Consider the following 23,938-nt stretch of genomic DNA (forward strand, 5'->3'; position numbering starts at 1 on the left):
GGCAATGCAGATGAAACCACTTGTTTACGTCCTGAACGGTTCGAACCTGAACATGCTCGGCAAGCGCGAACCGCACCTGTACGGTACGACGACCCTCGCTCAGGTGAAAGAGCGCACTGAAGCGCTGGCGGCCGAGCTCGACCTCGAATGCGTTTTTCGCCAAACCAATCACGAAGGCGTGATGGTCGACTGGTTGCAGGAAGCCTTCGAGAAGGATGCGGCCGTCGTCATCAATCCAGCGGGGTTTTCGTTTGCGTCGATACCCGTGCTGGATGCGGTCAAGCTGATTCGTCAACCGGTGGTCGAGGTGCACATCACCAACATCCATCAACGGGGCGAGCAGTATCGGCATTCGTTGATCTCGTTGGCCGCGGGCGGTGTGATCTGCGGGCTGGGTGTTGACGGATATCTGCTCGCGGTGCGCGCGGTCGCCGGCATCATCCAGCGCGCAAAAACGTGATGGGGCGCTAAACGGTCCACTCGTTGCGCCCCACTCGTTGCGACGACGTCCGCGCTCAGGCAATTTCCGCGGCGAGCAGATCTTCGATCATGATCGGCAACTTCCGCACGCGCACGCCGGTTGCATGATGGGTCGCTTCGGTAATCGCGGCCGCTATGCCCGCAAGGCCGATCTCCGCAATCCCCCTGGCGCCGAGTTCATTGAACACGGTGTCCGGATGATCGAGAAACGTCACGTCGAGTTCGGGCGTGTCCGCGTTCGACGCGATGATGTAATCGGCCAGGTTGCTATTGATCGGTGCGCCCGTCTGCCGGTCGTAGATCGTGTGCTCGAACAGTGCCATGCCCACCCCCATCACGACCGCACCTTCAACCTGGTTACGGGCAGCGCGCGGGTTGACGATGCGTCCTCCATCGATCACCGTGACCACGCGGCTGACGCGCAACTGTGCGATCTCCGGCTGCCACGTGACTTCGGCGAAGTGCGCGCCGTAGGAATAGATGGAAAAGCGCTTTTTGAGCGGATCGTCGAAGCCGCCCTTCGCACTGCCACTGCCTGACGCCGCGTGCATCTTCGCTGCTTCGAGGATCTGACCGAACGGCACGCCGTGCTCCGATGCTTCGCCCTTGCGATGAACGTGACCCGCACTGAATGCGAGCCCTTCTTCATCTGCGCCCTTGAACGGCGAACCGTCGACGGCCGCCGCGCGCGACAACACCAGCTTGATTGCCGCACGCACCGCGTCGAGCACCGCGGGAATGACCGACGCCGTCGCCGCGCTGCCACCCGAAATGGGTCCCAGCGGCAACGCCGAATCGCCGAGACCGACCTCGATGCGCTCGAGTGGAATCCCGGTCTCCTCACCGACCAGTTCCGCAAGCACCGTGTACGTGCCGGTGCCGATGTCCTGCGTGCCGCACACCACCCGGGCGCTGCCGTCCACCCGAAGATCGACGTCCGCGGCAGCCGAAAAGCGCATCCCCGGCCAGACACAGGCGGCGACACCCCAGCCCAAGGTCAGCCCGTCACGCTGCATCGATCCGACGCCGGGCGTCCGCTGTGACCAGCCGAATCGTTCAGCGCCAGTGCGCAAACACTCGACGAGATGTCGTGACGAGAACGGCAAACCCGTGCTTTCGTCGACGCGCGGTTCGTTGCGCAACCTCAATTCGACGGGATCCATGTGTAGCACCTGCGCCAGTTCATTCATCGCCGATTCGATCGCATACAGCCCGGGCACGGCACCGGGGCCGCGCATCGAGGTTGGCGAGCCGACGTTGCGGCGCGCGAGGCCCGACGTCACACGCAGATTCGGCGTGCTATAGATAAGCGGCGTGACTTCGCCACAGCCTTCCTGGTACTCGTCGGCGATGGCGGTGTGGTTGACGTAGTCGTGCTGCAGCGAGGTGAGCCTGCCGTCGCGTTGCGCTGACAGCCGTACGCGCTGTTGCGTCACGGGGCGGTGACCGACATTCTGGAACATCATCTTGCGGCTCACCACCAGCTTCACGGGCCGGCCGGTCTGGCGCGCCGCCGCGGCCGCGAGCAGAGAGTGCGGCCACATCCATAGCTTTCCTCCGAAGCCCGATCCCAGGTAACGGGAGATCACGCGGATCTTTTCCTTCGGCACGCCGAGCATCTGCGACAGCGTGCCGAGGTGGACCGTAATGGCCTGGGTCGTTTCGTAAAACGTGTAGCTTTCGCCGTCCCACTGCGCGATGGTCGCGTGCAGTTCGATGGGGTTGTGGGTCTCTGTCGGCGTCACGTAGGTTGCGTCGAGCGTCGCCGACGCGGCGTCGAACGCGCCGTCCGGGTCGCCGCGCTCGCTCTCGACCTTGGGCTTGTCGTCAGGCTCGAGCTCGCCGCGCACATCATGTGGCGTGATCTCGTAGCCGGCCTTGATCGCCGCGGACGCCGCGCTGGCCGCCTCGAAAGTGTCAGCGATCACGACCGCGATGTACTGGCCGTAGTAGCGGATGATGTCGTCCTCGAAGGGCGGCCGGGCTTCGTCGACATAGCCGGTCTCCATCGAGTTGCCGGAGAGTCGGTAGAAGCGGCCGATGTTGCCTCGATGCAGTACCGCGTGCACGCCGGGCATCGCCTCGGCACCCGCGACGTCGAGCGACGTGAGCCGGCCGCTCGCGATCGTGCTGCACACCGGCACGGCAATCAGCAGCCCCGGCAGGTCCACGTCGGAGGTATAGGTTGCGCTGCCGCTGACCTTCAGCGGTCCCTCGACACGCGCATGAGGCCGTCCGATTACGGACAGCACGGAGTCGGGCATGGTAGACATGGTGCGTTCCTCTCGATCGGCGATTCAGGTCGTGGCCGTAGCCTGGGTCAGTGCGTGGATGATGCAGCGGCGCGCCAGCTCGACCTTGAAGCCGTTCTGGCTTTGCGGCTTCGCGTTCGCGAGCGCGGCGTCCGCGGCCTTGCGGAAGATCGCGGCGTCGGGCGTCGCGCCTTGCAGCAGCGCCTGCGCTTCGAGCGCATGCCATGGTCGGGTGCCGACGCCGCCGAGCGCAATACGCGCCTGCCGGATGCGTCCACCGTCGAGCGTCACGACCACGGCAGCCGACGCCAGCGCGAACTCGTACGACGCGCGATCGCGCAGCTTCAGGTAAACCGTGTGCGTGCCCGCCGGCAGCGGTGGCAGTGTCACGTGCGTGATTAGGTCGCCTGCGTCGAGCACGTTCTCGCGCTGCGGCGTCGCGCCAGGCAACAGGAAGAAGTCGTCAATCGCGATGCTGCGCGCGCCGTTCGTCCCTTCGACGTGAATCGTCGCGTCGAGCGCGGTCAGCGCGACGTTCATGTCAGATGGGTTCGTGGCAATGCAGGCGTCGCTGGTGCCCAGAATCGCGAGTGTGCGATTGAAGCCGTTGATCGCGGGACAGCCCGAGCCCGGCTCGCGCTTGTTGCATGGCATCGCGGTGTCGCGAAAGTACACACAGCGCGTGCGTTGCAGCAGATTGCCGCCGGTCGTCGCCATGTTCCGCAACTGAGCCGACGCGCCTGCAAGCAGCGCCTGCGACAAGACCGCATACGGCTCGCGAATCAGCGGATGCAACGCCAGGTCCGCATTTCTCGCGGTCGAACCGATTTTGACGCCGCCGTCGGGCAGCGCTTCGATACGGTCTAGGGGCAGCCGGCTGATGTCGATCACACGCGCCGGCCGTTCGACGTTCAGCTTCATGAGATCGAGCAAGGTCGTGCCACCGGCGAGAAAGCGCACTTGTGCGCCTTGCTGCGCCGTTACCCCGGCCGCGCCCGCCGCGATCGCCTCATGCACGCCGTTGGCGCGCGACAACTGGAACATTTCCATGATGGCACTCCTCAGGCCTGGCCGCGCACGCGCTGGATCGCCGCGACGATGTTCTGATAGGCGCCGCAGCGGCACAGATTGCCGCTCATCGCTTCGCGCACTTCGGCATCGCGGGGTCCGACCGTTTCATCGAGCAGCGCGACTGCGGACATGATCTGGCCCGACGTGCAATAGCCGCACTGATAGCCGTCGCATTCTACAAACGCGGCCTGCATGGGATGCAGCGCATCGGGCTCACCAATCCCTTCGATGGTGGTGATTTCGTCGCCGGTGTGAGTGCCGGCCAGCGACAGGCATGCATTCACGCGCCGACCGTTCACGTGCACGGTGCACGCGCCGCATTGGCCGTGATCGCATCCCTTTTTGGTGCCGGTGAGGTGCAGGAGCTCGCGCAGCGCGTCCAGCAACGTGGTGCGCGGATCGAGCGACAGCTTGTAGGCATTGCCGTTGACTGTCAGCTCGACTGACATCGTCGGGTTGGCGGAAGGCGGGAGAGCGGTTCGGTTTGCGTCGCGCTCAGCGCGCTGTTGCGGGGTGTGAGTGGGGGAAGCGGTCTGTTGCATCATGCATTCTCCTCATGGCACGACACGACACGAGCGGCCAGAATCGGCGCGCCCATGGCGGACGGAAGCAGAAAACGCGGCCTGGTGGCGATTGATGACCAGGTCGTGGGGGCGTTCGGGGGCGAGCGTCGAGCTTGCATCACGCACGCGCAAGCGACACCGCAGCAAGCGCAATGCCCGCAGAGCTGGCGTCTGAACATCAGAGGATTGAGTGTGCGTCGCGGCCGGCAGGAAACGCCCTGGTCAGCGGCATACCGGCTGCGTTTGCGCCGACGAAACGGAACCCGTTGCAATTGGGTCGATTGGGAGATCGCTGAAATTGTCAGTACTGGAGATCGATTCCCGGCCGTCAGCGATTTCATGGCTGCGTCGCCAACTGGCGGGCGGCATGCCAAATTCGCGCTTGAAAGCGCGGTTGAACGCCGCCTCCGACTCATACCCAACCCGCTCCGCGACGGCCGCAAGTGAGCGCGTCCCGTTGCGCAACTCCTGCGCCGCGATCTGTAGACGCCAGCGCGCCAGGTACTGCATCGGCGGCTGCCCAAGCAGTTGCGTGAAGCGCTGCGCCAGTGCCGAACGCGAGAGGCCTGCCTTGCGCGCGAGTTCGTCGACAGTCCAGCCGTACCCGGGCTGCGCGTGCAGCAGCGCGAGCGCGCGGCCAACGTAACGATCGCTGACGCCCGCCAGCCAGCCCTTGCGATCGTCGGGCAGCGCGTCGATGCAACGCCGCACGGCCTCAACAAAAAGCAACTCCGACAAACGCGCGAGCACGATCGCGCTGCCCACGCGCCCTTCGCCCGCTTCAACGGCCGCGAGCTTTAACGATGACTCGAGCCACGCCGATTGCGGATCGTTGCGCATGTCCACCTTAAAGATGCGTGGCAGCGCCGAAAGCACCGGATTCGTCAATGTATCGTCGCAGGCAAGAAAGCCGCAAATGAGACGCGTGCGTGCTCCGCCACCGCCGTAGCTCAACTCCATCACTTCGCCCGGTGTGGTTTTCAGGTACCTCGACAGCATCTCGTCCGACGGCGCGGGCGCGAGTTCGAGCGAGCTGCCCATCAGATGCGCTTCGCCTTGCGGCACGACCAGAAGCTCTCCCGCGTCGACGCGGATCGAAAAAGAGGGATCGTCAACGAGGCGTGCGCAGCAGCTTCCTTCTGTGATGAGGTGATAAGAGACGATGCGTTCGGCGCGCGGCAGAAACGTGGCGTACAACGCCGGCGTCGCTTCGCCGGCAACACACCAGGGTGCCGTGAATTCGCCGTTTAGATAAACCGCTCCGCCCAGACGCACGTGGCGAAGGACGTCCGAAAGAGCATCCATGAAAGCGTCCATCAATTTCGGCGTCCTGCGCAAAACATCTGGACGCCTGGTCATATATCAATGCAGCTTGCGTCCCGATACTAGCACTCAGGCGAACCCACGACAACGAACCGTGGAATGTTCGATCAACACATCATCAGGATACCGACATGAGTCACGCAAATACCTATCGTGGTCAATGCTTTTGCGGTTCCGTGCAATTTACGGTGAGCGGAGAACCGGCGGGAATGGGCTATTGCCATTGCGAGTCATGCCGCCAATGGTCGGGCGGCCCCGTCAACGCGTTCACGCTCTGGAAGCCTGAAGCGTTGCGCGTGACTCGCGGCGCAGATGATATCGGCACTTACAACAAGACGGCGCACAGCTACCGAAAATGGTGCAGGTCGTGCGGTGGACATCTCTTTACAGCGCACCCGGGACTCGGCCTCGTCGATGTGTACGCCGCCGTCATAGCGGATTTCCCGTATGAAGCGGGTGTGCATGTTCACTACCCGGAGTCGGTCCTTCCGATGAACGACGGCCTGCCCAAATTAAAAGATCTGCCGCGCGAAATGGGCGGCTCCGGCATTAGCGTCATTGAATAACCGCCACCTCACGGATCAGTTTTTTGACTTGCCCGATCGTCGCGCGGACATGCTCGAAGTGCAAATTCGCGGCGCCGCCAGCACAGGCAGCAAAACCATGCATTCCCGCATTGCTGCCCTTTTTGCCTTTCAGGAGTTTTTTATGTCCGCTGTCGATTCCTCTTTCTCGCCCGTCACAGACTTCGCTGCCATCAAGGTTCGTCAACAGGCCACCTGGTCAACCGGCAACTATGCCGTCGTCGGCACCACGCTGCAGATCGTCGGCGAGAATCTTTGCGAAGCGCTCGACTTGCGCGCCGGAAGCCGCGTGCTCGACGTTGCCGCGGGCAACGGCAACGCGACGCTTGCCGCCGCGCGCCGCTGGTGCGACGTCATTTCCACCGACTATGTCGCCTCACTGCTGGAGTCGGGGCGAGCGCGTGCGCAAGCGGAAGGGCTCCCGGTGCAGTTCCAGGAAGCGGACGCCGAAGCGCTGCCGTACGCCGATGCCTCGTTCGATGTCGTGATGTCGACATTCGGCGTCATGTTCACGCCAGATCAGGAGAAGGCTGCGGCCGAACTCGCGCGCGTGTGCAAGCCGGGCGGCCGGATCGGTCTCGCCAACTGGACGCCGGAGAGCTTCATCGGGCAGGTGTTCAAGACAATCGGCAAGTACCTCACGCCGCCCGCGGGCGTGGTGTCGCCAGCGCTCTGGGGCACGGAGGCGCGACTGCACGCGCTGTTCGACGCCCACGCCCGGCAGATCGTCGCGAACAGGCGCCATTTCACGTTTCGCTACCGTTCGCCGGCGCACTTCATGGACGTGTTCCGCACGTACTACGGGCCGGTGAACAAGGCGTTTGCCGCACTCGAGGGTGAGCGGCAGGCGGCGCTGCTCGGCGATCTGTTGACGTTGATCGGGAGCCACAACCGGTCGGGCGATTCGACACTCGTCCTTCCCAGCGAGTACCTCGAAGTCGTGGTGGAACGATCATGAACAAGGTCAGGCGTAGCGTCGCCGCTTTGGTCAGCGCCGGCTTGCGCCTCTGGTTTTTGGCCTGTCTGATGGGTCTTCGGCATGGCTCGGTGCTGGTTGCCGTGCCGCTGTGCTCATCAGTGTGTTTCTTCAGTGTCCGGTTCGCTTTGTCGGCGCTTGGCTTGTCTGTTTAGATGCCGTTGCCCCGAGCTTGATGGCTTCGCTGCGTCCGCGCGCGGCGAAGCAGTCTGCTCGTGGGATGGGCCGAACACAGGCATTCACGCTTCGCCGTTAAGTGTTGATCCCAGCCCAACTTTCGCTCCATAACGTGTTGGCCGCGCTCCGACGTTGCGCCCGCTTCGCCGCTTCTCAAAGCCGCTCAACGCGCGCCAGACATAGCTTGCTGCAATGTGGCACGGACTCTGCGATACCCAGCGTCCAGTCGTAGCACGAGGCCATCCGCCGAACCGGATGCACCCGCACCGAATGCACGCCTGGAACTCGCGTATCGCGCCTTTCGCGCTGATACGAAATCGACCAGGTCACCGACTGGAGGACATCATGTTCATCTACCTTTTCCTGCTGCTGAGAAAGGCGCTCGAACGCGCTGAACACAGCCGTCGAGACGCATACCTCGCGTCCGCCGTCGACCTCGGCGAACTCGAACGCCGTATGCATGCGATGGACATTGACGGCTGAGACGAAAAATCAACGCGCCCGCACCGATCAGTCTGGATACCGAATCATGCGCGCGGCGTCCCGATCATAGCCAGTTGCCCGCACCGCACCGATCGTTGAGATTCCCCGGTCCGGTAGCCGAGCGCCCAACCTTGAGTTCCATGAACGACATGAATAGCACCACCGCATCGCAACTCATCTCTCCCGCCACGACGGTGATCGCACTGCATTGCTCCGGCTCTGGAGCGGCGCAATGGCGCAAGCTCGGCGAGGCCCTCGGCTCGCGCCACGCGTTCGTCGCGCCCGAGCACTACGGCTGCGATAGCACGGGCCCGTGGAGCGGCGAGCGCGCGTTCACGCTCGCCGACGAGGCGGCGAGGACGATCGGCATCATCGACGCCACGCGCGGCAAGGTCCATCTGGTCGGCCACTCATATGGCGGCGGCGTGGCATTGCGCGCGGCCGTGGAGCGGCCGGAACGCATCGCGAGCCTCACGCTTTACGAGCCCTCGGCATTTCATCTGCTGAAGGTGATGGGCGCGCATGGAGCGCATGCGCTTGCGGAAATCATCGCGATCTCGAAGCGCACCGCCGAAGGCGTGAGCTGTGGCGACTATCGAGGCGCGGCGGCTTCGTTCGTTGATTACTGGGGCGGCGGGGGTTCATGGGAAGCGCTGCGGCCCTCGGTGCAGGCCGCGCTCACGCGCTGGGCGCCGAAGGCGCCGCTCGACTTCCGCGCGTTACTCGACGAACGCACGCCCGCAAGCGCGTACACGAGCCTGCGTGTGCCGGCGCTGATCATGCGCGGCCAGCACGCGCCCGTTCCGACCCGCGCGATTGCCGAGCGGCTGCCGATGCTGCTGCCCGCGGCGCGTCTTGCGATCGTCGAGGGCGCGGGACACATGGGGCCGCTCACGCATGCAGACAAAGTCAACGCGACCATCGTCCGGCATATCGTCGAGTCGGAAGTGGCGGCTTGAATGAGTCGCCTCTCTTCTGCGGATTGGCGAAGCCCACCTCTTGAGAACCCGGACCCACGCACCTCACCGCTCGAGCTTCGACATAACCGCTGTCGCCGGGTCATACCGATAACCCTTCTGCGAAAGCCGCTCGGCCATCGTCGCGCCGATCAGTTTTTGCTGCATGTCCCGGGAGACCAGCTCACTATCAGGCTTAAGCCGCTCAAGTTCAGACGAAAGCTTCCGGATCAACGCCACTTCTCCCGTGCTGCGTGAGTCGATGAACAATAATTTTTCCTGGGCCGAACCGAGTCGACCTTTGAGGTCCTTGGCATGCGCCACCCACTGTTCGGCAATCGTGCGAAGCTCGTTGAAGGCCTTCTCGTGCGCTTTGGCCTGTGCCGAGATCTGGCGTTGCAACTCGGCGATCTCTTCCGCGGTCGCGGACTCTTCGCCACGCGCCGCCTGACGCGCCGCCGCGAGCGCGGCGCGCGCCTCATCCCGTTCAGCCTCCAGGGCGGCGACCCGCGCGACGCTTTCGTTCGCCTCGGCCGCGGCGGCTTCTGCCCGCGACGAAGCCGCGCTGGCCTCCTGCGTCCATCGTTCCGCATCGGCCGACTTCGCCTGCTCGACTTCCGCGAGGCGCTGCTGCAACGTCGCCGCGTGCTGCTCAGCGGCCTCCGCCCGTTCCTTCGCGGCTGACGCGTCCTGCGAAGCCTTGAAGAGTTCAGCGCTCACGGTAGCCACCTCTTGCGAGACCTTGTCGAGTTCGGCGATCGCGGCCGCTTTCGCCTCGGTCATGGCACTCACCTGTTCTCGCGCCTCTTCGCGCTCCCGCGCCACACGCTGCAGTTTGTTGAGCTGGACCGACGCCTCCTCGCCCCGCGCCGCGCTGGTCCGGCGCTCCGCTTCGAGCGCAGTGCGCGTTTCATTCAGTTCGGCTTCGAGTCCCGTGCGCGTTTCATTCAGTTCGGCTGCGAGTCGCGTGCGCGTCTCAGACAGTTCGGCTGCGAGTCCAGTGCGCGTCTCGATCAGTTCGGCCTCCAGCGCAGCGATCCGCGCAAGGCTCTCGTTCGCCTGCGCCGCGACCGCTTCCGCGCGCGATGACACCACGCTGGATTCCTGCGCCCATCGTTCCGCTTCGGCCGATTTCGCCTGCTCGATTTCGACGAGGCGCTGCTGCAAAGTCGCCGAATGCTGCTCGGCGGCCTCCGCCCGCTCCCTGGCCGCCGAGGCGTCTTGCGATACCCGAGCCAGTTCGGCGCTCGCCGCCGACGCGTCCTTCGCAACCTGAGCCAATTCAGCGCTCACTGCCGCTTTCGCCTCCGTGAGGGCGCTGACCTGCTCCCGCGCCGCCTCGAGTTCCTGGGTAACCCGCTGCAATTCTTCAAGCTGAAGCGACGCTTCTTCGCTGCGCGCCGCGTTTGTGCGGCGCTCGGCCTCGAGCGAAACATGCGCGTCGCCCAATTCACCCTCCAGCGCGGCCACCCGCGCGAGATGCTCTTCTGACTGCGCCGTAGCCGCTTCCGCGCGCGCCGAAGCTTCGCTGGCGGCCTGCAACGCTTTATCCGCCTCGGCCGACTTCGCCTGACAGTCGTAGCCCAACGAGGTGATCTCCTGCTGCGCCGCGTCAAGCGACAGCGTCATCCGCGCGATCTCATCGTTCTGGTTCGTAACAGCCGCGGCCAGTTCTTCACGCGCCTTGCGTTCCTCGTCGAGTTCCGCCTTCGTGTGCTCCAGCGCGGCCTGTTCCACCGAGACACGCTGCGCCAGCTCCTCCGCTTGCGCCTCGGCGGCTTCGGCCCGGCCTGACGCGGCTGAAAGTTCCGCCCTAAGTCGTGTAGCCGACTCCTCCGCCGCACTGAGCGCACTCGTCAGATCAATATGCCGCTCACGGCTCGATTCGAGCTCCTCAAGCATCTTTTGATACTCGGCAAGCGCCTCGTCCCGTTCCAGGCGGGCGGTATCGAGGTGTTGATTCACTGCGCTCAGATGCTGGCTGACCGCCTTGTCAGCCTCGCCCTGGGCGGCCATCCAGAGCCGATCCGCGGCGCTCAGCATGGTTTCGGCAATGTGCTCCGGCAAGGTGCCCAGCACCTGCGCGTGAGGGATGTCAGGCTGTCGCGCTTCGCGCCAGCGTTGCAAGGCCGCCGCAATGGCAACAATCGACCCGCCGGGGACCTCCGGCCAGATCGTCACGGGGGAGACCTTCTGGCCTTCTTCGACCATACGATCCGCAATCCCCGCGATCAGTTCATCCGTGATTGTCTCTGCATCCGTGGACATAAGCGCCTCAAAGCTCATTGTGACGTACTAGCAAATAGAGTACCCAATACGTTACTCCATTCGGCCATATTCCCGATGAAACGAGCGCCGGGCTCGCTCAGACCACGTCGGCGGGAAGGCCGTGACTTCGCCACGGTCTGCCAAGGCTTGCGAAACCAGGTAAGCTTGGCTTCGTCCTACTGTCCAGGATTTGACGCCGCCAATGCCCTCTGCCATCCGCAACTCGCTCATCTGGATCTTCGACGCATTCGAGCGCGATTCAACCTACGTTCACAAACGGATGTTCGGCAGCGATGCCGCCTATATCGATGGCCTGTTGTGTCTGATCGCGGCCGATCGCGAGAAGCCGTGGAATGGCTTGCTGGTGTGCACATCGCAAGATCGTCACAGCGCGCTGATTGGAGAAGTGCCTGCTTTGCGGCCTCATCCGGTGCTCGGAAAATGGCTGTATGTGCCGCAAGACGATCCGGCATTTGAACCGAGTGTGGAAAGGATGACGGCGCTCGTGCTTGCGCGCGACCCACGCGTGGGTGTCGAGCCGAAACCACGCAAACGGGGCGGGAAATCCGCGCTGCCTAAAAGGGCATAACGCAGGACATAAGGCTGCACTGCCGGCCTCTTGGCGCTTAGCGGCGTGGCCGGCCGCCGCCTCAAAGCGGTCAAATGGAGGTCGAAGAAGCGGACCACCGCGAGTGATGGCGCAACGCGATCCTGATCGGGTGCGTCTCGTGGTCCGCGTCCACTCCGGTTAAAGCCGGGTTACGTCGATGATGGCGTCGGCGAATGCCTTCGGCGCTTCCTGGGGCAGATTATGTCCGATGCCGCCGTCGATATTCCGGTGCGCATACTTGCCGGTGAATTTCTTCGCGTAGGCGGCCGGCTCAGGACGCGGTGCGCCGTTGGCATCGCCTTCCATCGTGATGGTCGGAACGGAAATAGTCGGCGCTTTCGCGAGGCGCGCTTCGAGTTCGTCGTATTGCGGCTCGCCTTTGACCAGCCCCAGACGCCAGCGATAGTTGCGAATCACCACCGCGACGTGATCCGGATTGTTGAACGACTCCGCCGAGCGATCGAACGTCGCGTCGTCGAAATTCCATTTAGGCGATGCGAGACGCCAGATCAATTTGTTGAAGTCGTGGCGGTTCGCTTCATAACCCGCCTGGCCGCGTTCCGTGGCGAAATAGAACTGATACCACCAGGCCAGCTCGGCCTTCGGCGGCAGCGGGGCTCGGTTCGCTTCCTGACTGCCGATCAGATAACCGCTCACCGACACCATCGCCTTGCATCGCTGCGGCCACAACGCGGCAATGATATTGACCGTGCGCGCGCCCCAATCGAAACCGCCAAAGATCGCCTGGTCGATCTTCAACGCATCCATCAACGCGATGATGTCGACGGCCACCACCGCCTGCTGACCATTGCGAGGCGTATCCGCGGACAGGAACCGCGTCGAACCATAGCCGCGCAGATACGGCACGATGACCCGATAGCCCGCGGCGGCAAGCAACGGCGTGACTTCAGCAAAGCTGTAGATGTCGTAGGGCCAGCCGTGCAGCAGGATCACGACCGGTCCGTTGCGCGGGCCTGCTTCCGCATAACCGATACTGAGTGGTCCGGCGTTGACCTGGCGGATGGTGCCGAATGAAGCGACCTGTCCCGCCGTTTTCGGATTGGATGCCGCGCTGTTCGACTGCGCGTGGGCGAGTCCGCTCAAGCCCAACTCCATCAAACTGATACCTGCAACGGTCGTCCCAAGCAGACGACGACGTCGAATATTGATCTGGTCCGGCATCGCTGATTCTCCTCAAAGATTAGCCCCACACGCGCAGTGCGCGATTCGCACATGCGCTCGATGAATGTTGATCAGGCTCACCGCCTGACTGGCGAAGCCACACAATCTGGGCTTGAAAGTATTAGAACCCGCGGACGTATCTGGCTTGTGTCCGCGAGACGGGCCAGTGCAACGTTATGTAATTACCCACGGCGCAGATACATTGCGATACAGAGGCGACGAGGGAGATTTGTTTTTCATCGACGAAAAGCCGCGGCATCCAGCGCAATCCAATCAGTGTGCCTGTCGGACTACAGGAATCTAGCGGACGCTTTTCAACACGAGTCTGGCTTCAAGGCCGCCGTCGGGACGGTTATGCAAGGACAACCCGGCGTCCATCGCCAGGGCGAGTTGCCGCGCAATCGCGAGGCCCAACCCGGTCCCTCCGGTTCCGCGGTTGCGCGATCCTTCCAGCCGATAGAACGGTTCGAACACCGCCTCCAGTGATTCAGCCGGAATACCCGGCCCGCGATCGAGCACCGAGATCGTCACGCGCCCGTCCTGCGACGCGGCGACACTGATCTCGGCCGCCCCACCGAACTTCAGCGCGTTATCGACGAGGTTGCCCACGATCCGGCGCAGCGCCTGAGGACGCGTGACCAGCGCGCTAGCGATTCGCCCGTGCAGCAGGACATCCTTGCCGGCATCGACGTAGTCGAACACGAGACTGTCGAATAACGCATCCGGATCGATGCGCAGCGGCGCTTCCGTGGCACCGTGCATGGTCCGCGCGTACGTCACGCCTTCCTTGACCATCGTTTCCATTTCCTGCAAGTCCTGCTGCAGCTTTGCGCCCTGCGGACTGTCGTCCATCACGTCGACGCGCAAACGCATGCGGGTGATCGGCGTTTGCAGGTCGTGCGAAATCGCCGCGAGGATCTGCAAGCGCTCGGTCATAACCATCCTGATGCGGTCCTGCATGGCGTTGAACGCCCGCGCGGCGCGCGCTACTTCGTCCGGTCCGTCTTCGGGCAGGCGCTCCGCCTTCAGGTCCGGGCCCAGCGTATCGGCCGCTCGCGCCAGCTGGCTCAACGGCCGGGTCGCGAGCCGTACCGCCAGCCAGCAGCACGCGGCCAGCACGACCAGTTGGAGCACCAGCACCCATGACAACCACGGCGACAGCGGTGCGCCGGGCATGGGGCGGTAATCGATCGTCAACGGTGCACCGTCACTCAGTTGCAAATGAACCTGCAGGCGATCCGGCTCACCCGGCACGGCATTGACCGTGAGCGGATAGCGCTTGCCGATACCCTCCGCGATGGATTGCGCGACCCTCTCCGAGAGCGCTGCATCCGGCGGCGCGCCGGCGACCCCAGGTCCCAGAACGAAGGTATAGGTGCGCCGCGCGAGCCTCGGCAGCCATGCGGCGCGTTCGTCAGCGGGCAAATGATCGAGCAGTGCGACGGAACTGGTGACCTCACGTTCGATGTATCCCATCATCACGTTATTCATGTTCTGGTCCCGTTCCGTCATGGTGAGCCAGACCGATAGCGTTTGCACCAGCGCAAGGCTGACAAAGAGAATCAGCGCAAGCCTCGCGAACAGCGAGCGTGGCCAATGCAGTAAGGCATTCAGCTTCATGAGTCGCCTTCGATCATGGTCACGGCCGCCGAGAACACATAGCCCTCACTGCGCAGCGTCTTGATGTAACGCGGCTCGCGCGCCACATCCTGCAGGCGCTGCCGCAAGCGGCTGACCAGCAGATCGATCGACCGGTCGAACGGATCGGCCTGGCGGCCCTGGGTCAGATTGAGCAGTTGATCCCGCGTGAGCACCCGCTGTGGATGATCGAGGAACACGCGCAGCAGGCGGTACTCCGCGCCGCTCAGGGCCACCATGGTGCCCTCGGCGTCGAGCAGATGACGCGCGGTGGTGTCGAGCCGCCAATCGCCGAAGCCGATCATCGGTGCGCTTTCCGTCACCTGCATGCCGGGCGGCAGCATGCGCGCGCGGCGCAGCACGGAGCGGATGCGCGCCAGCAGTTCGCGCACCGCAAACGGCTTGGAGAGGTAATCGTCGGCGCCCATTTCCAGCCCGACGATCCGATCGGCCTCCTCGCTGCGGGCGGTCAGCATCAAGACCGGCACCGCGCGAAACTTGCCGGCGCGCAATTCGCGGCACAGCACGAGGCCGTCCTCGCCGGGCAGCATCAGGTCGAGCACGATCAGATCAGGTGCGCCCTGCTCGAGGACGCTACGCATCTGGCGGCCGTTCGCGGCCAGCGAAACGCGCAGGCCGTTCTTCTCAAGGTAGGTGGCAAGCAGTTCACGGATGCCGCGATCGTCGTCGACGATCAGCACGTGGTCGGTGTTTTCCATCAAGGCATCAGTCCTTTCGACGATTCACGCGCACCCGGGTCACGTTGATCAGCGAACACTGCACGGGATGCGCCAGTTCGGCAGCCAATCCGCCCGCCAGAAAGGCGAGAATCGCCATGAGCCGTCTCATGCATCCTCCACGACGGACAGGCTGGCGCCATTGGCCACGCTGGCCTCCAGCGTATACGGGTCGATACCGGCGAGGCAACCGATGTTGGCGCGCCAGAGCTGCGGATCCTTACGCGTCTGGTGGAACGGATAAATGCCACAGTGCTTGCAGAAGTAGTGCTTCGCTGTGCGTGTATTGAACTGGTAGAGCGTCAGCGCTTCCTCGCCTTGCAGGATCTTCAGTTCACCCGCGGCGAACGGCGGCGTCATCAGCGCGCCCTTGCGGCGGCACAGGCTGCAATTGCAACGCGAGGCAGGCAGGACATCGGTGCGGACTTCGAATTTCACGGTCCCGCAGTGGCAGGACCCTTGCAGCATTTCGGTACTCATGTGGCGCTCCGGAGTAGGCATGGCTGCTTTATAGCCCAGTCCGCGCGGCGCTTTGTATCCCAATGTATCCGTGTGTCCCTCCGACACAAAACATTGCACCGGAGCCGCCCCGGCGACACAAGCCAGATACGAACGGGCGTTCAAATGTAGCCATGCCCACTACGGGAATGCCCGGCACGACGTCCCGATCCACGCCCGGCTCTTCCCTTTCATCAAAAGGACGCTGATATGCTCTCCCGCCTCAAAACCACCACGGCCGTCGCTCTGTTCGCCGCTACCGTGGCAGCCAGTGCCGCCGCGATCGCAACGCTCGTTGCAAGTCCGGCGGCCAGCGCGGCCTTGACCCCCACAGCAAACCTGATTAGCAACGACGCGACCGCACCGGAATTCACCGGCATCGATAAATGGCTCAATAGCGATCCGCTGACTCTCCAGCAATTGCGCGGCAAGGTTGTGCTGGTCGATTTCTGGACCTATACGTGTATCAACTGCATCCACGTGCTGCCCTATGTAAAGAGCTGGAATCAGAAATATAAGGACCAGGGTCTGGTCGTGGTTGGCGTCCACACGCCCGAATATCCGTTCGAACGCGAGACGGACAACGTCAGGAAGGCGATCAAGCGCTTCGACATTACGTTCCCGGTCGCGCAGGACAACCGCTATGCAACGTGGAACGCCTACGGCAACCAGTATTGGCCAGCGTTTTATCTGGTCGACAAGAAAGGGCACGTGGTCTATACGCACTTCGGCGAAGGCGACTACGAACAGACCGAGGCGAAGATCAAGGCCTTGCTGGCGGAAAACTCGTGATGGGTGGCGCAATGGATCGATGCGTCGCGGTGATACACGACATTGCGATCGTCGACCCCGGCGCAAACGGCCGGCGTCGACGTTTTCGTCAAAACAAAGCGCCCCTGATAGTGGGCGCCATCAAGGGCTTCACGTGCGCGTAATCGATGCGCCGCCATCAACCAGTGACGCAGTACCTGTCACGAAAGACGAATCATCGGATGCAAGATAAAGCACCGAGCGGGCGAGTTCTTCAGGCCGAGCGACCCGTTTGAGCGCATGCAAGCCGGTTACGAAGGCCTGCGATTCGGCGGTGTCGTTCATGTCGCGATACATCGGGGTGTCCACGGCGCCGGGCAGAATGGCGTTGACGCGCACACCTTGCGGGCCATACTCCGCGGCGAGCGCCTGCGTCAAACCGATCAAACCGGCCTTGCTCGCGGCGTATGCCGCGGTGCCCGGAAAAGCGAACGAGTAGCCGACGAAGGTCGACGTGAAGATGATCGATCCACCACCGTGCTTCAGCATTTCGGGGATCTGGTGCTTCGCGCCCAAAAACGCGCTCGTCAGATTGGTCGCCAATGCAGCCGACCAGCCAGCCTCCGACACGCTCGTGGTCGGGCCCATTTCGCCCAAGGTACCGGCGTTGTTATAAGCAATGTCAAGCCGGCCGAAGCGGCTGACGGCAAGCTCGACCAATGCTTTCGCGTAGTCTTCCGACTGCACGTCGCCCGCCAGAAACGCGGCCTCACCACCTTCGCTGACGATCTCGGCAGCGAGCGTTTCAAGTTCAGCCGCGCGGCGCGCTGCGATCACCACTTTTGCGCCTTCCGCGGCGAACAGTTTGGCGGTGGCACGGCCAATTCCCGCACTCGCGCCCGTCACAATGGCGACTTTTCCTGTCAAGCGTTGCATGTTCAATCTCCTACTGCAGTTGGTTGGCCAGTGCCCGATGCCTTGGTCCATGAGAAGGAATATAGGCTTCAGCCGTATGCACAGGAAGGCATAAAACATGGGTATATCATTCATCATTTGTGAATGATCGGAGACGGGCATGGATCGGCTGCGCGCTTTTGAAGTCTTCGTGACCGTGGTGAGCCGCGGCAGCTTCACACGCGCCGCCGATGCGCTCGAGACGTCGCCCGCCAACGTCACCCGCTACGTGAACGATTTGGAAGCGCATCTCGGCACACGGCTGCTGAATCGCACCTCACGCACGCTTTCTCTCACCGAGGGCGGCGAGACCTTTTACGCCCGCTGCAAATCCATTCTCGACGACGTCGCCGAGACGGAGGGGCTCGTGTCATCCGCATCGGTCGAACCGCGCGGGCGGTTGCGCATCAACGCGCCTGTGAGCTTCGGGATTCTGCACCTGGCGCCGCTGTGGCCCGCGTTCATGCGGAAGTATCCCGAAGTGGAACTCGACGTTGCGTTGATCGACCGCGTCGTCGATATCGTCGATGAAGGCTACGACCTCGCCATTCGCATCTCACGCGCCGGTTCGACTAGCCACGCAGCCCGCAAGCTCGCCACATCGAGAAATATCCTGTGCGCGTCACCCGACTACCTGGCGCGCTGCGGATATCCGGCAGCGCCGGCCGACTTGATCGAGCATCGCTGCATCGGCTACTCGTATGCGGCCACGGGCGACGAGTGGCAGCTGGCCGACAGTGAGGGCAAGTCTCACGCCGTGAAGGTGAACTGCCACATGCATTCCAACAATGGCGATACGGCACGCGCCGCGGCGCTCGCCGGACAAGGCGTGATCTGGCAACCCACGTTTCTGGTCGGCAACGACCTGCGTGCCGGCAAGCTCGTTCAGCTATTGCCGGCGTATCGCTTGCCTGACATCGATGTACTCGCGTTGTATCCGAGCCGTCGGCATCTGAGCGCCAAGATACGTGCGATGGTCGATTTTCTGGCCGATGCGTTCGGCGGCGTGCCGCCGTGGGATCGGGCTGACGGAGATTGAGCGCGGACCTCCTTGAACGAGGCGGCCTGTTGCCTGTTATCTGCTTTGAGCGGGAGGTTCACCCGCTTGTTGCAACATGCCACCGTTAGCCCGAATCCGCTCGGCGCACTACAGCGTCGCGGTCACTCCGCCATCTACGTAAAGAATGTGACCATTCACAAAGTTCGAAGCGTTGCTCGCCAGAAAGATCGCGGCGCCGACGAGATCTTCCACATCACCCCAACGCCGCGACGGCGTGCGTCCTATCAGCCAGTTGCTGAACGTTTCATCCTTGACGAGCGCCTCGGTCAACTCCGTCTTGAAGTAGCCCGGCCCGAGGCCGTTGACCTGAATGCCGTGCTGCCCCCAGTCGATCGCCATGCCCTTCGTCAGCATTTTTACCGCGCCTTTGCTCGCGGTGTACGCCGCGATGTTGGGACGGCCCAGTTCGCTTTGCACCGAACAGATGTTGACGATCTTCCCGCGCTTGCGGGCAATCATGTGCCGCGCGACGGCCTGGCCGACCAGGAACACGCTGTCGACATTGGTCTTCATCAGTTCTTCCCATTGCGCATGGGAGAACTGTTCGAGCGGCGCGCGACGCTGCATGCCCGCGTTGTTGACGAGAATGTCGATCGCCCCGATGTCGCGCTCGATCCCGGCAATCGCCGCGTCGACCTCAGCGGCCGACGTCACGTCGAAACTTGCCGCATGAACCGTGGCTCCTTCCTCACGCAAACGGCTAACGGCCTCCGCCAGCCGCGGCGCATTACGGCCGTTCAAAATGACTTCAGCGCCGGCGCCGGCCAATCCTCTGGCAAGCGCATAGCCAATACCGGTACTCGAGCCGGTAACCAGCGCTCGACGCCCCGACAGATCAAACAGGTTCAGATTGTTGTTCAACTCAACTCCTCTTCGACGCTAATTCGTCCGACTTCGATTCAGCACTGTCCGGCGCGCTCAGCCATTGGATGACTGCTTTCAGGCTGCACGTGTTGGACATCATTTTGTTCGCAGCGGTTGCATGGGTGGCGCAATGGCCAATTCGCGCGCCAGGGTCTACATACTTGCTTGAGCCCGATACACAGCGTCACTATCCGAATCGCTCAACGCGCAGCACGAAGTTCCGACGGCTCCAGATAGAAATCCTTGTTCCCCGCGAGGCGCCCGACCATAAAGTCGATGAACGTCCTCACTCGCAGCGGCTGCTCGGTGCGATGGCGATAGTAGATGTAGATCGCCTCACGCTGCGTGACATGCTTGACGAGCAGCGGAACGAGTTGACCACGTCTGATCGGCAAGGTCGCCGAAAAGCTGCCGAGTTGACCGATGCCGAGTCCAGCCAGCACGGCCTGGGTCTCCGCGTCCGTGTCATTGACGCATAAGGTTGTGGCGACGTCGCGATAGACGATCTCGTCGCCGATCAGGAATTCCCACGGAGCCTGCTTGCCCGTATTGGCCCGCCGATAGCCGGTGCAACGGTGCCCGTCGAGTTCGTCGATGGTCCGCGGCGCGCCATGCCGCTCGATATACGCCGGCGACGCGCAAACGATCAGTTGAATCGGCAGGAGCCGTCGCGCAATCGTTCCGCCCGACGGTGGAGATCCACCCCGAAAGCCGACGTCGGCGCGATCGCTGACAAGGTCGGTGAAGTGGTCGTCGAACTGCACGTCCACTTGCACATTGGGGTGCAGTTCGGCGAATTCCATGAAATAAGGCCACAACACGGTGTGCCCGACCGCCCTTGGCGCGCTCACCCGCAGCGGCCCGGCAATCTCGTCTTTCGAGCGCCGGGCGTCGTCGAGTGCCGACGACAGAATGGCCAACGCAGGTTTCACGCTATCCAGCAGCCCTTGCCCCTCCTCGGTCAGGCTGAGCTTGCGTGTGGTTCGATGAAACAACCGTACACCCAATTCCTTTTCCAGTTGCATCACCGAGTGACTTGCGGCCTGCGGCGAGATCCCCTGGTCCACGGCCGCCTTGCGCAAGCTTCCGAGCGCCGCGGCCCGGACGAATATCGTAATCGCGCGAACTTCGTTCATGGCCGCTCTGATTCGCAAATAAAAGTTGATTATCAGTCTACCAGGCGGCGTCTAGTTTGTGCCAATGGCCTTCCCTATTATTCGTTCACTGTCACTCGAAACGTAGGAGAAACACCATGGTCAGCAACACGAAAAATGGCTTCAAGCGCGTGTGGTTCATCACCGGCGCGGCGCGTGGTCTCGGTGCCCTGATCGCCCAAGCGGCGCTGGCCGACGGCAACGCGGTCGTGGCCGCCGGCCGCAATGTCGCGGCGATCACCGAGCGCTTCGGCGATTCGCCGGCGCTCCTTCCCGTGGCATTGGACGTGACAAACGAGGCGCAGGCGAAGGCTGCGGTTCAGGCCGCAGTCGAACGATTCGGCCGGATCGACGTACTGGTCAACAACGCCGGTTTCGGTTTGCTTGGCGCGATCGAGGAGTCCAGCGATGCCGATGTGCGCCGCATGTACGACACGAACGTGTTCGGCTTACTGAATATCACGCGCGCCGTGCTGCCGGTAATGCGCGCGCAGCGGACCGGCCACGTCATCAATATGTCGTCGATCGGCGGCTATCGGTCCGCCGCCGGATTCGGCGCTTACTGTTCGACCAAGTTTGCCGTCGAAGGCTTGACCGAGGCATTGCATACCGAACTGAAGCCGCTCGGCATCCACGCAACGGTCGTGGAGCCTGGATACTTCCGCACGGACTTCCTGGACGCGTCCTCGCTGGTGGTTGCCGGGAACGTAATCGCGGACTACGACGAGACGTCGGGAAACGTTCGCCGGATCGCTACCAGCCTGAACCACAACCAGCCGGGCAACCCGGAGAAGCTCGCGGCCGCCATGGTCGAACTGGTCGACGCACAAACACCTCCGCTTCGGCTGCCGCTAGGCACCGATACGCTGAAGGCCATCGCCGAAAAGAACGCGTATGTCACGCAGGAAACCGAAACCTGGAGGACGTTGGCGGCATCGACTGATTTTTCGGCCTGATCGCTTTCAGATCGGCGAGGTGGTTGCCGCGTCTAAACCCGCATCTAAACACCAGCCAGCGCCGGCAACTCGACCTCGTACGCGACGCGCTCGCGCCGGCTGTTCATCTGGGACTGATGCGCCACGTGGTCGACGTGGCCCGGATGCGGCGCGCTTTCGACGCGCGTCGGCAAGCACGCAGGATAGCGAGCGTTTTTCCTCTCCAGAATGACCCGGCTCAGAAATCCGGCGCTATAGGCTTTCAGCAAGTGCGCATGGTGCGCTTCGATGTAGGCGGCAATCCGCGCCTCCTCACCGTCGATCACGGCAAGCAGCGCCAGCGTGCGCGCATCCCAGCGGAAGCGCAGGCCGAGTTCGTCGAACGCGCAGTTGTAGGCGCACAGTTGCGCCTCTATCTCCGCGTCATGGGCATTGTCGCAAGCATCGAACTGGGACGTGTTCATGGTCGTCTCCTTCAGGCAAATGGCATGGACCAAGAATAGGAGCGCGCATGAATAAACAATAGTTAAAGTTTTTTCGAAAAACCATAGTGTTTTGTTTATATATCGTTTTCCCCGCTAGTGCCGCGGCGAAATTCCGGCATGCCTAAGCAACCCGCCTCAATGCGCCCTCAGCGCGACTACATGCTGCGCGAGACACAGTTCATCGAACCGCGCGCCAGCAACCCCGGCACCGCCCCACCTCCTTGAAGACTTTCAATTGGCACACAGCCCATCGCGCTCAGCGAGAGCGTCAACATAAAGGGCAAACCCTATCTATTAGGGATGCCGAATACAAATCATAAAATGTTTTAACTTTCACTTATCACTCTTCTCGCGCAGCATCCCCTCAGACGCGCTCCACGCGAAGCACCTTCTTACCCGGTAGTTGCGCGAGCAACGAGTAAGGGTTTTCGTTAGTGCAAGTCCCGCTGGCCGACCAATGGTGCTTCATTGCCCGCACAAAAACCGGCGATAAAGCAATTCGATCGCGTAAGTCCAACGTGCCGTTCGAGCACGACGGAATCTACAGGAGACGAAAGACATGGGACATTCCACCGTACCCGGAACAGGCAGTACAGCGTTCAGGCAAAACCGCTGGGTGCAACTGGCGATCGGCATCGTATGCATGGGTCTCGTCGCGAATCTGCAGTATGCGTGGACGCTCTTCGTCGTGCCGATGGACAACGCCCACCATTGGGGCCAGGCGGCCATCCAGACCGCGTTCACGGTCTTCATCGTCACGGAAACCTGGCTCGTACCCGTTGAAGGCTGGCTCGTCGACAAGTTCGGGCCGCGCCCGGTTGTGATCGGCGGTTCGCTGTGCGCGGCGCTCGGCTGGATCATCAACGCACATGCGAGCAGTCTCGCCGAACTCTACGTCGCGGCGGTGATCGCCGGCATCGGCGCGGGTTGCGTGTATGGCACCTGCGTCGGCACGGCGCTCAAATGGTTTCCGGACAAGCGCGGTCTCGCGGCCGGTTTGACCGCTGCGGGTTTCGGCGCCGGCGCTGCCGTTACGGTGATTCCAATCGCCAACATGATTCAGCGCTCGGGCTACGAGTACACGTTCATGTTCTTCGGCATTTTTCAGGGCGTCTGCATTCTGCTGCTCGCCATCATGCTGGTACGGCCGAAGCCGCCCGCCACCGCAGTCGCGGCCAAACGCGTGGTCTCGAGCAAGATCGACTACACGCCCGGCGAGATGATCCGTTCGCCGCTGTTCTGGGTGCTGTACCTGATGTTCGTGTTCGTCGCGGCCGGCGGCATCATTGCGACCGCGCAACTCGGGCCGATCGCGAAGGAATACGGCTTTGCCAAGCTGCCGGTGAGTCTGCTGGGCGTCACGTTGCCGCTGCTCACGATGACGCTGTCGATCGACAACCTCTGCAACGGCTTCACGCGTCCGTTGTGTGGTTTTCTGTCGGACCGCATCGGCCGCGAAAACACCATGTTCATGATCTTTCTCGGCGAAGGCGTCGCGCTGCTCGGACTGATGCAGTTCGGCCACAACCCGTACGCCTTCATGTTCTTCGCGGCTGCCGTGTTCCTGTGCTGGGGCGAAATCTTCTCGATCTTCCCGGCGACCTGCGCGGACACCTTCGGCAGCAAATACGCCGCGGCCAATGCGGGGACGCTTTATACCGCGAAGGGTACGGCGTCGATGCTGGTGCCGATCGCATCGGTGCTGTCCGCGAACGGCGGCTGGAGCACCGTGTTTATCTCGGCGGCGGTGGTGTCGATCGCGGCCGCCGTGTCCGCGAAGTTCATCCTCGCCCCCATGAGAAAGCGCTGGATCGAGAACTCGGGTGCGCCAGCCGGCGCGGTTCTCGCCGAAGCGCGGCTGCACCCGTCGTCCAGCGCCCCATCTGAATGAATGACAACGCGAGCACGCAGCTCGCGACAAAAACCCCATAACGTCCC

The 23,938-nt window shown here is 62.8% G+C and carries 23 protein-coding genes; 10 read left to right on the forward strand and 13 right to left on the reverse strand.

Translation table 11 applies throughout. The features are described from left to right. Nucleotides 1-10: 10 nt before the first annotated feature. Nucleotides 11-460: a type II 3-dehydroquinate dehydratase gene (locus PQR53_RS01900; protein WP_408450872.1), complete on the forward strand. Its 450-nt coding sequence runs from the start codon at nucleotides 11-13 to the stop codon at nucleotides 458-460. Nucleotides 461-515: 55 nt separating this feature from the next. Here the strand turns inward: PQR53_RS01900 and PQR53_RS01905 are convergent, their stop codons facing one another. The 4 genes from PQR53_RS01905 to PQR53_RS01920 form a co-directional block, all read right to left on the reverse strand. Continuing rightward, nucleotides 516-2,753 carry a xanthine dehydrogenase family protein molybdopterin-binding subunit gene (locus PQR53_RS01905; protein ID WP_408450873.1) on the reverse strand — a complete coding sequence of 746 codons (2,238 nt, stop codon included), beginning with the start codon at nucleotides 2,751-2,753 and terminating at the stop codon, nucleotides 516-518. A 24-nt stretch (nucleotides 2,754-2,777) separates the two neighbouring features. Further along, nucleotides 2,778-3,782: an FAD binding domain-containing protein gene (locus PQR53_RS01910; RefSeq protein ID WP_408450874.1), complete on the reverse strand. Its 1,005-nt coding sequence runs from the start codon at nucleotides 3,780-3,782 to the stop codon at nucleotides 2,778-2,780. Nucleotides 3,783-3,793: 11 nt separating this feature from the next. Beyond that, nucleotides 3,794-4,348, reverse strand: a complete 555-nt coding sequence (locus tag PQR53_RS01915) for a (2Fe-2S)-binding protein (RefSeq protein ID WP_408450875.1) — start codon at nucleotides 4,346-4,348, stop codon at nucleotides 3,794-3,796. 240 nt (nucleotides 4,349-4,588) lie between these two features. After that, the gene (locus PQR53_RS01920) at nucleotides 4,589-5,671 is read right to left on the reverse strand and encodes an AraC family transcriptional regulator (protein ID WP_408450876.1); all 1,083 of its coding nucleotides are present in this window, start codon (nucleotides 5,669-5,671) and stop codon (nucleotides 4,589-4,591) included. Nucleotides 5,672-5,820: 149 nt separating this feature from the next. On the opposite strand from PQR53_RS01920, the gene PQR53_RS01925 reads away from it, so the two are divergent. The 4 genes from PQR53_RS01925 (at nucleotide 5,821) to PQR53_RS01940 (ending at nucleotide 8,868) form a co-directional block, all read left to right on the forward strand. Next, nucleotides 5,821-6,255, forward strand: a complete 435-nt coding sequence (locus PQR53_RS01925) for a GFA family protein (protein ID WP_459251623.1) — start codon at nucleotides 5,821-5,823, stop codon at nucleotides 6,253-6,255. A 142-nt stretch (nucleotides 6,256-6,397) separates the two neighbouring features. Continuing rightward, entirely contained in the window at nucleotides 6,398-7,231 is an 834-nt protein-coding gene (locus PQR53_RS01930; RefSeq protein ID WP_408450878.1) for a class I SAM-dependent methyltransferase, read from the forward strand. A gap of 540 nt (nucleotides 7,232-7,771) precedes the next feature. Continuing rightward, nucleotides 7,772-7,909 carry a DUF3563 family protein gene (locus PQR53_RS01935; RefSeq protein ID WP_408450879.1) on the forward strand — a complete coding sequence of 46 codons (138 nt, stop codon included), beginning with the start codon at nucleotides 7,772-7,774 and terminating at the stop codon, nucleotides 7,907-7,909. Between the two features lie 149 nt (nucleotides 7,910-8,058). Beyond that, nucleotides 8,059-8,868 carry an alpha/beta fold hydrolase gene (locus PQR53_RS01940; RefSeq protein ID WP_408451158.1) on the forward strand — a complete coding sequence of 270 codons (810 nt, stop codon included), beginning with the start codon at nucleotides 8,059-8,061 and terminating at the stop codon, nucleotides 8,866-8,868. 63 nt (nucleotides 8,869-8,931) lie between these two features. Here the strand turns inward: PQR53_RS01940 and PQR53_RS01945 are convergent, their stop codons facing one another. Beyond that, nucleotides 8,932-11,133, reverse strand: coding sequence for a DNA-binding protein (locus tag PQR53_RS01945; RefSeq protein WP_408450880.1), 2,202 nt, complete (start codon nucleotides 11,131-11,133; stop codon nucleotides 8,932-8,934). Between the two features lie 202 nt (nucleotides 11,134-11,335). Here PQR53_RS01945 and PQR53_RS01950 point away from each other — a divergent pair, with 202 nt between their 5' ends. Then, entirely contained in the window at nucleotides 11,336-11,722 is a 387-nt protein-coding gene (locus tag PQR53_RS01950) for a hypothetical protein (RefSeq protein WP_408450881.1), read from the forward strand. Nucleotides 11,723-11,881: 159 nt separating this feature from the next. Here PQR53_RS01950 and PQR53_RS01955 read toward each other — a convergent pair whose 3' ends face one another. From PQR53_RS01955 to PQR53_RS01970, 4 genes are all read right to left on the reverse strand, one after another. Then, a complete protein-coding gene (locus PQR53_RS01955; protein WP_408450882.1) occupies nucleotides 11,882-12,925 on the reverse strand; it encodes an alpha/beta fold hydrolase in 1,044 nt (347 codons plus the stop codon). A 300-nt stretch (nucleotides 12,926-13,225) separates the two neighbouring features. Then, nucleotides 13,226-14,545, reverse strand: coding sequence for an ATP-binding protein (locus PQR53_RS01960; protein ID WP_408450883.1), 1,320 nt, complete (start codon nucleotides 14,543-14,545; stop codon nucleotides 13,226-13,228). After that, nucleotides 14,542-15,282 carry a response regulator gene (locus PQR53_RS01965; protein WP_179740336.1) on the reverse strand — a complete coding sequence of 247 codons (741 nt, stop codon included), beginning with the start codon at nucleotides 15,280-15,282 and terminating at the stop codon, nucleotides 14,542-14,544. The genes PQR53_RS01960 and PQR53_RS01965 overlap by 4 nt, the downstream gene beginning before the upstream one ends. A gap of 126 nt (nucleotides 15,283-15,408) precedes the next feature. After that, nucleotides 15,409-15,780, reverse strand: coding sequence for a GFA family protein (locus PQR53_RS01970; protein WP_408450884.1), 372 nt, complete (start codon nucleotides 15,778-15,780; stop codon nucleotides 15,409-15,411). A 228-nt stretch (nucleotides 15,781-16,008) separates the two neighbouring features. Between PQR53_RS01970 and PQR53_RS01975 the strand changes: the two genes are divergently transcribed. Next, nucleotides 16,009-16,590, forward strand: a complete 582-nt coding sequence (locus tag PQR53_RS01975; protein WP_408450885.1) for a thioredoxin family protein — start codon at nucleotides 16,009-16,011, stop codon at nucleotides 16,588-16,590. A gap of 129 nt (nucleotides 16,591-16,719) precedes the next feature. Here the strand turns inward: PQR53_RS01975 and PQR53_RS01980 are convergent, their stop codons facing one another. Beyond that, nucleotides 16,720-17,484, reverse strand: a complete 765-nt coding sequence (locus PQR53_RS01980; RefSeq protein WP_408450886.1) for an SDR family oxidoreductase — start codon at nucleotides 17,482-17,484, stop codon at nucleotides 16,720-16,722. A 139-nt stretch (nucleotides 17,485-17,623) separates the two neighbouring features. Between PQR53_RS01980 and PQR53_RS01985 the strand changes: the two genes are divergently transcribed. Further along, nucleotides 17,624-18,541 (forward strand): LysR family transcriptional regulator, encoded by a 918-nt coding sequence (locus tag PQR53_RS01985; RefSeq protein WP_408450887.1) that lies wholly within the window; start codon nucleotides 17,624-17,626, stop codon nucleotides 18,539-18,541. 108 nt (nucleotides 18,542-18,649) lie between these two features. On the opposite strand, the gene PQR53_RS01990 is transcribed toward PQR53_RS01985, so the two are convergent. Continuing rightward, nucleotides 18,650-19,423, reverse strand: a complete 774-nt coding sequence (locus PQR53_RS01990) for a glucose 1-dehydrogenase (protein ID WP_408450888.1) — start codon at nucleotides 19,421-19,423, stop codon at nucleotides 18,650-18,652. A gap of 203 nt (nucleotides 19,424-19,626) precedes the next feature. Then, the gene (locus PQR53_RS01995) at nucleotides 19,627-20,562 is read right to left on the reverse strand and encodes a LysR family transcriptional regulator (RefSeq protein ID WP_408450889.1); all 936 of its coding nucleotides are present in this window, start codon (nucleotides 20,560-20,562) and stop codon (nucleotides 19,627-19,629) included. 116 nt (nucleotides 20,563-20,678) lie between these two features. On the opposite strand from PQR53_RS01995, the gene PQR53_RS02000 reads away from it, so the two are divergent. Then, complete coding sequence (locus PQR53_RS02000) at nucleotides 20,679-21,536, forward strand: oxidoreductase (RefSeq protein WP_408450890.1); 858 nt, start codon at nucleotides 20,679-20,681, stop codon at nucleotides 21,534-21,536. A gap of 44 nt (nucleotides 21,537-21,580) precedes the next feature. On the opposite strand, the gene PQR53_RS02005 is transcribed toward PQR53_RS02000, so the two are convergent. Next, nucleotides 21,581-21,979: a hypothetical protein gene (locus tag PQR53_RS02005; protein ID WP_408450891.1), complete on the reverse strand. Its 399-nt coding sequence runs from the start codon at nucleotides 21,977-21,979 to the stop codon at nucleotides 21,581-21,583. A 580-nt stretch (nucleotides 21,980-22,559) separates the two neighbouring features. Here PQR53_RS02005 and oxlT point away from each other — a divergent pair. Beyond that, the gene (gene oxlT / locus PQR53_RS02010) at nucleotides 22,560-23,891 is read left to right on the forward strand and encodes an oxalate/formate MFS antiporter (protein ID WP_408450892.1); all 1,332 of its coding nucleotides are present in this window, start codon (nucleotides 22,560-22,562) and stop codon (nucleotides 23,889-23,891) included. The last annotated feature ends 47 nt before the right edge of the window (nucleotides 23,892-23,938 follow it).

Source organism: Paraburkholderia fungorum, assembly GCF_046027605.1.
In the GTDB taxonomy this organism is placed as follows: Bacteria; Pseudomonadota; Gammaproteobacteria; order Burkholderiales; family Burkholderiaceae; genus Paraburkholderia; species Paraburkholderia fungorum_F.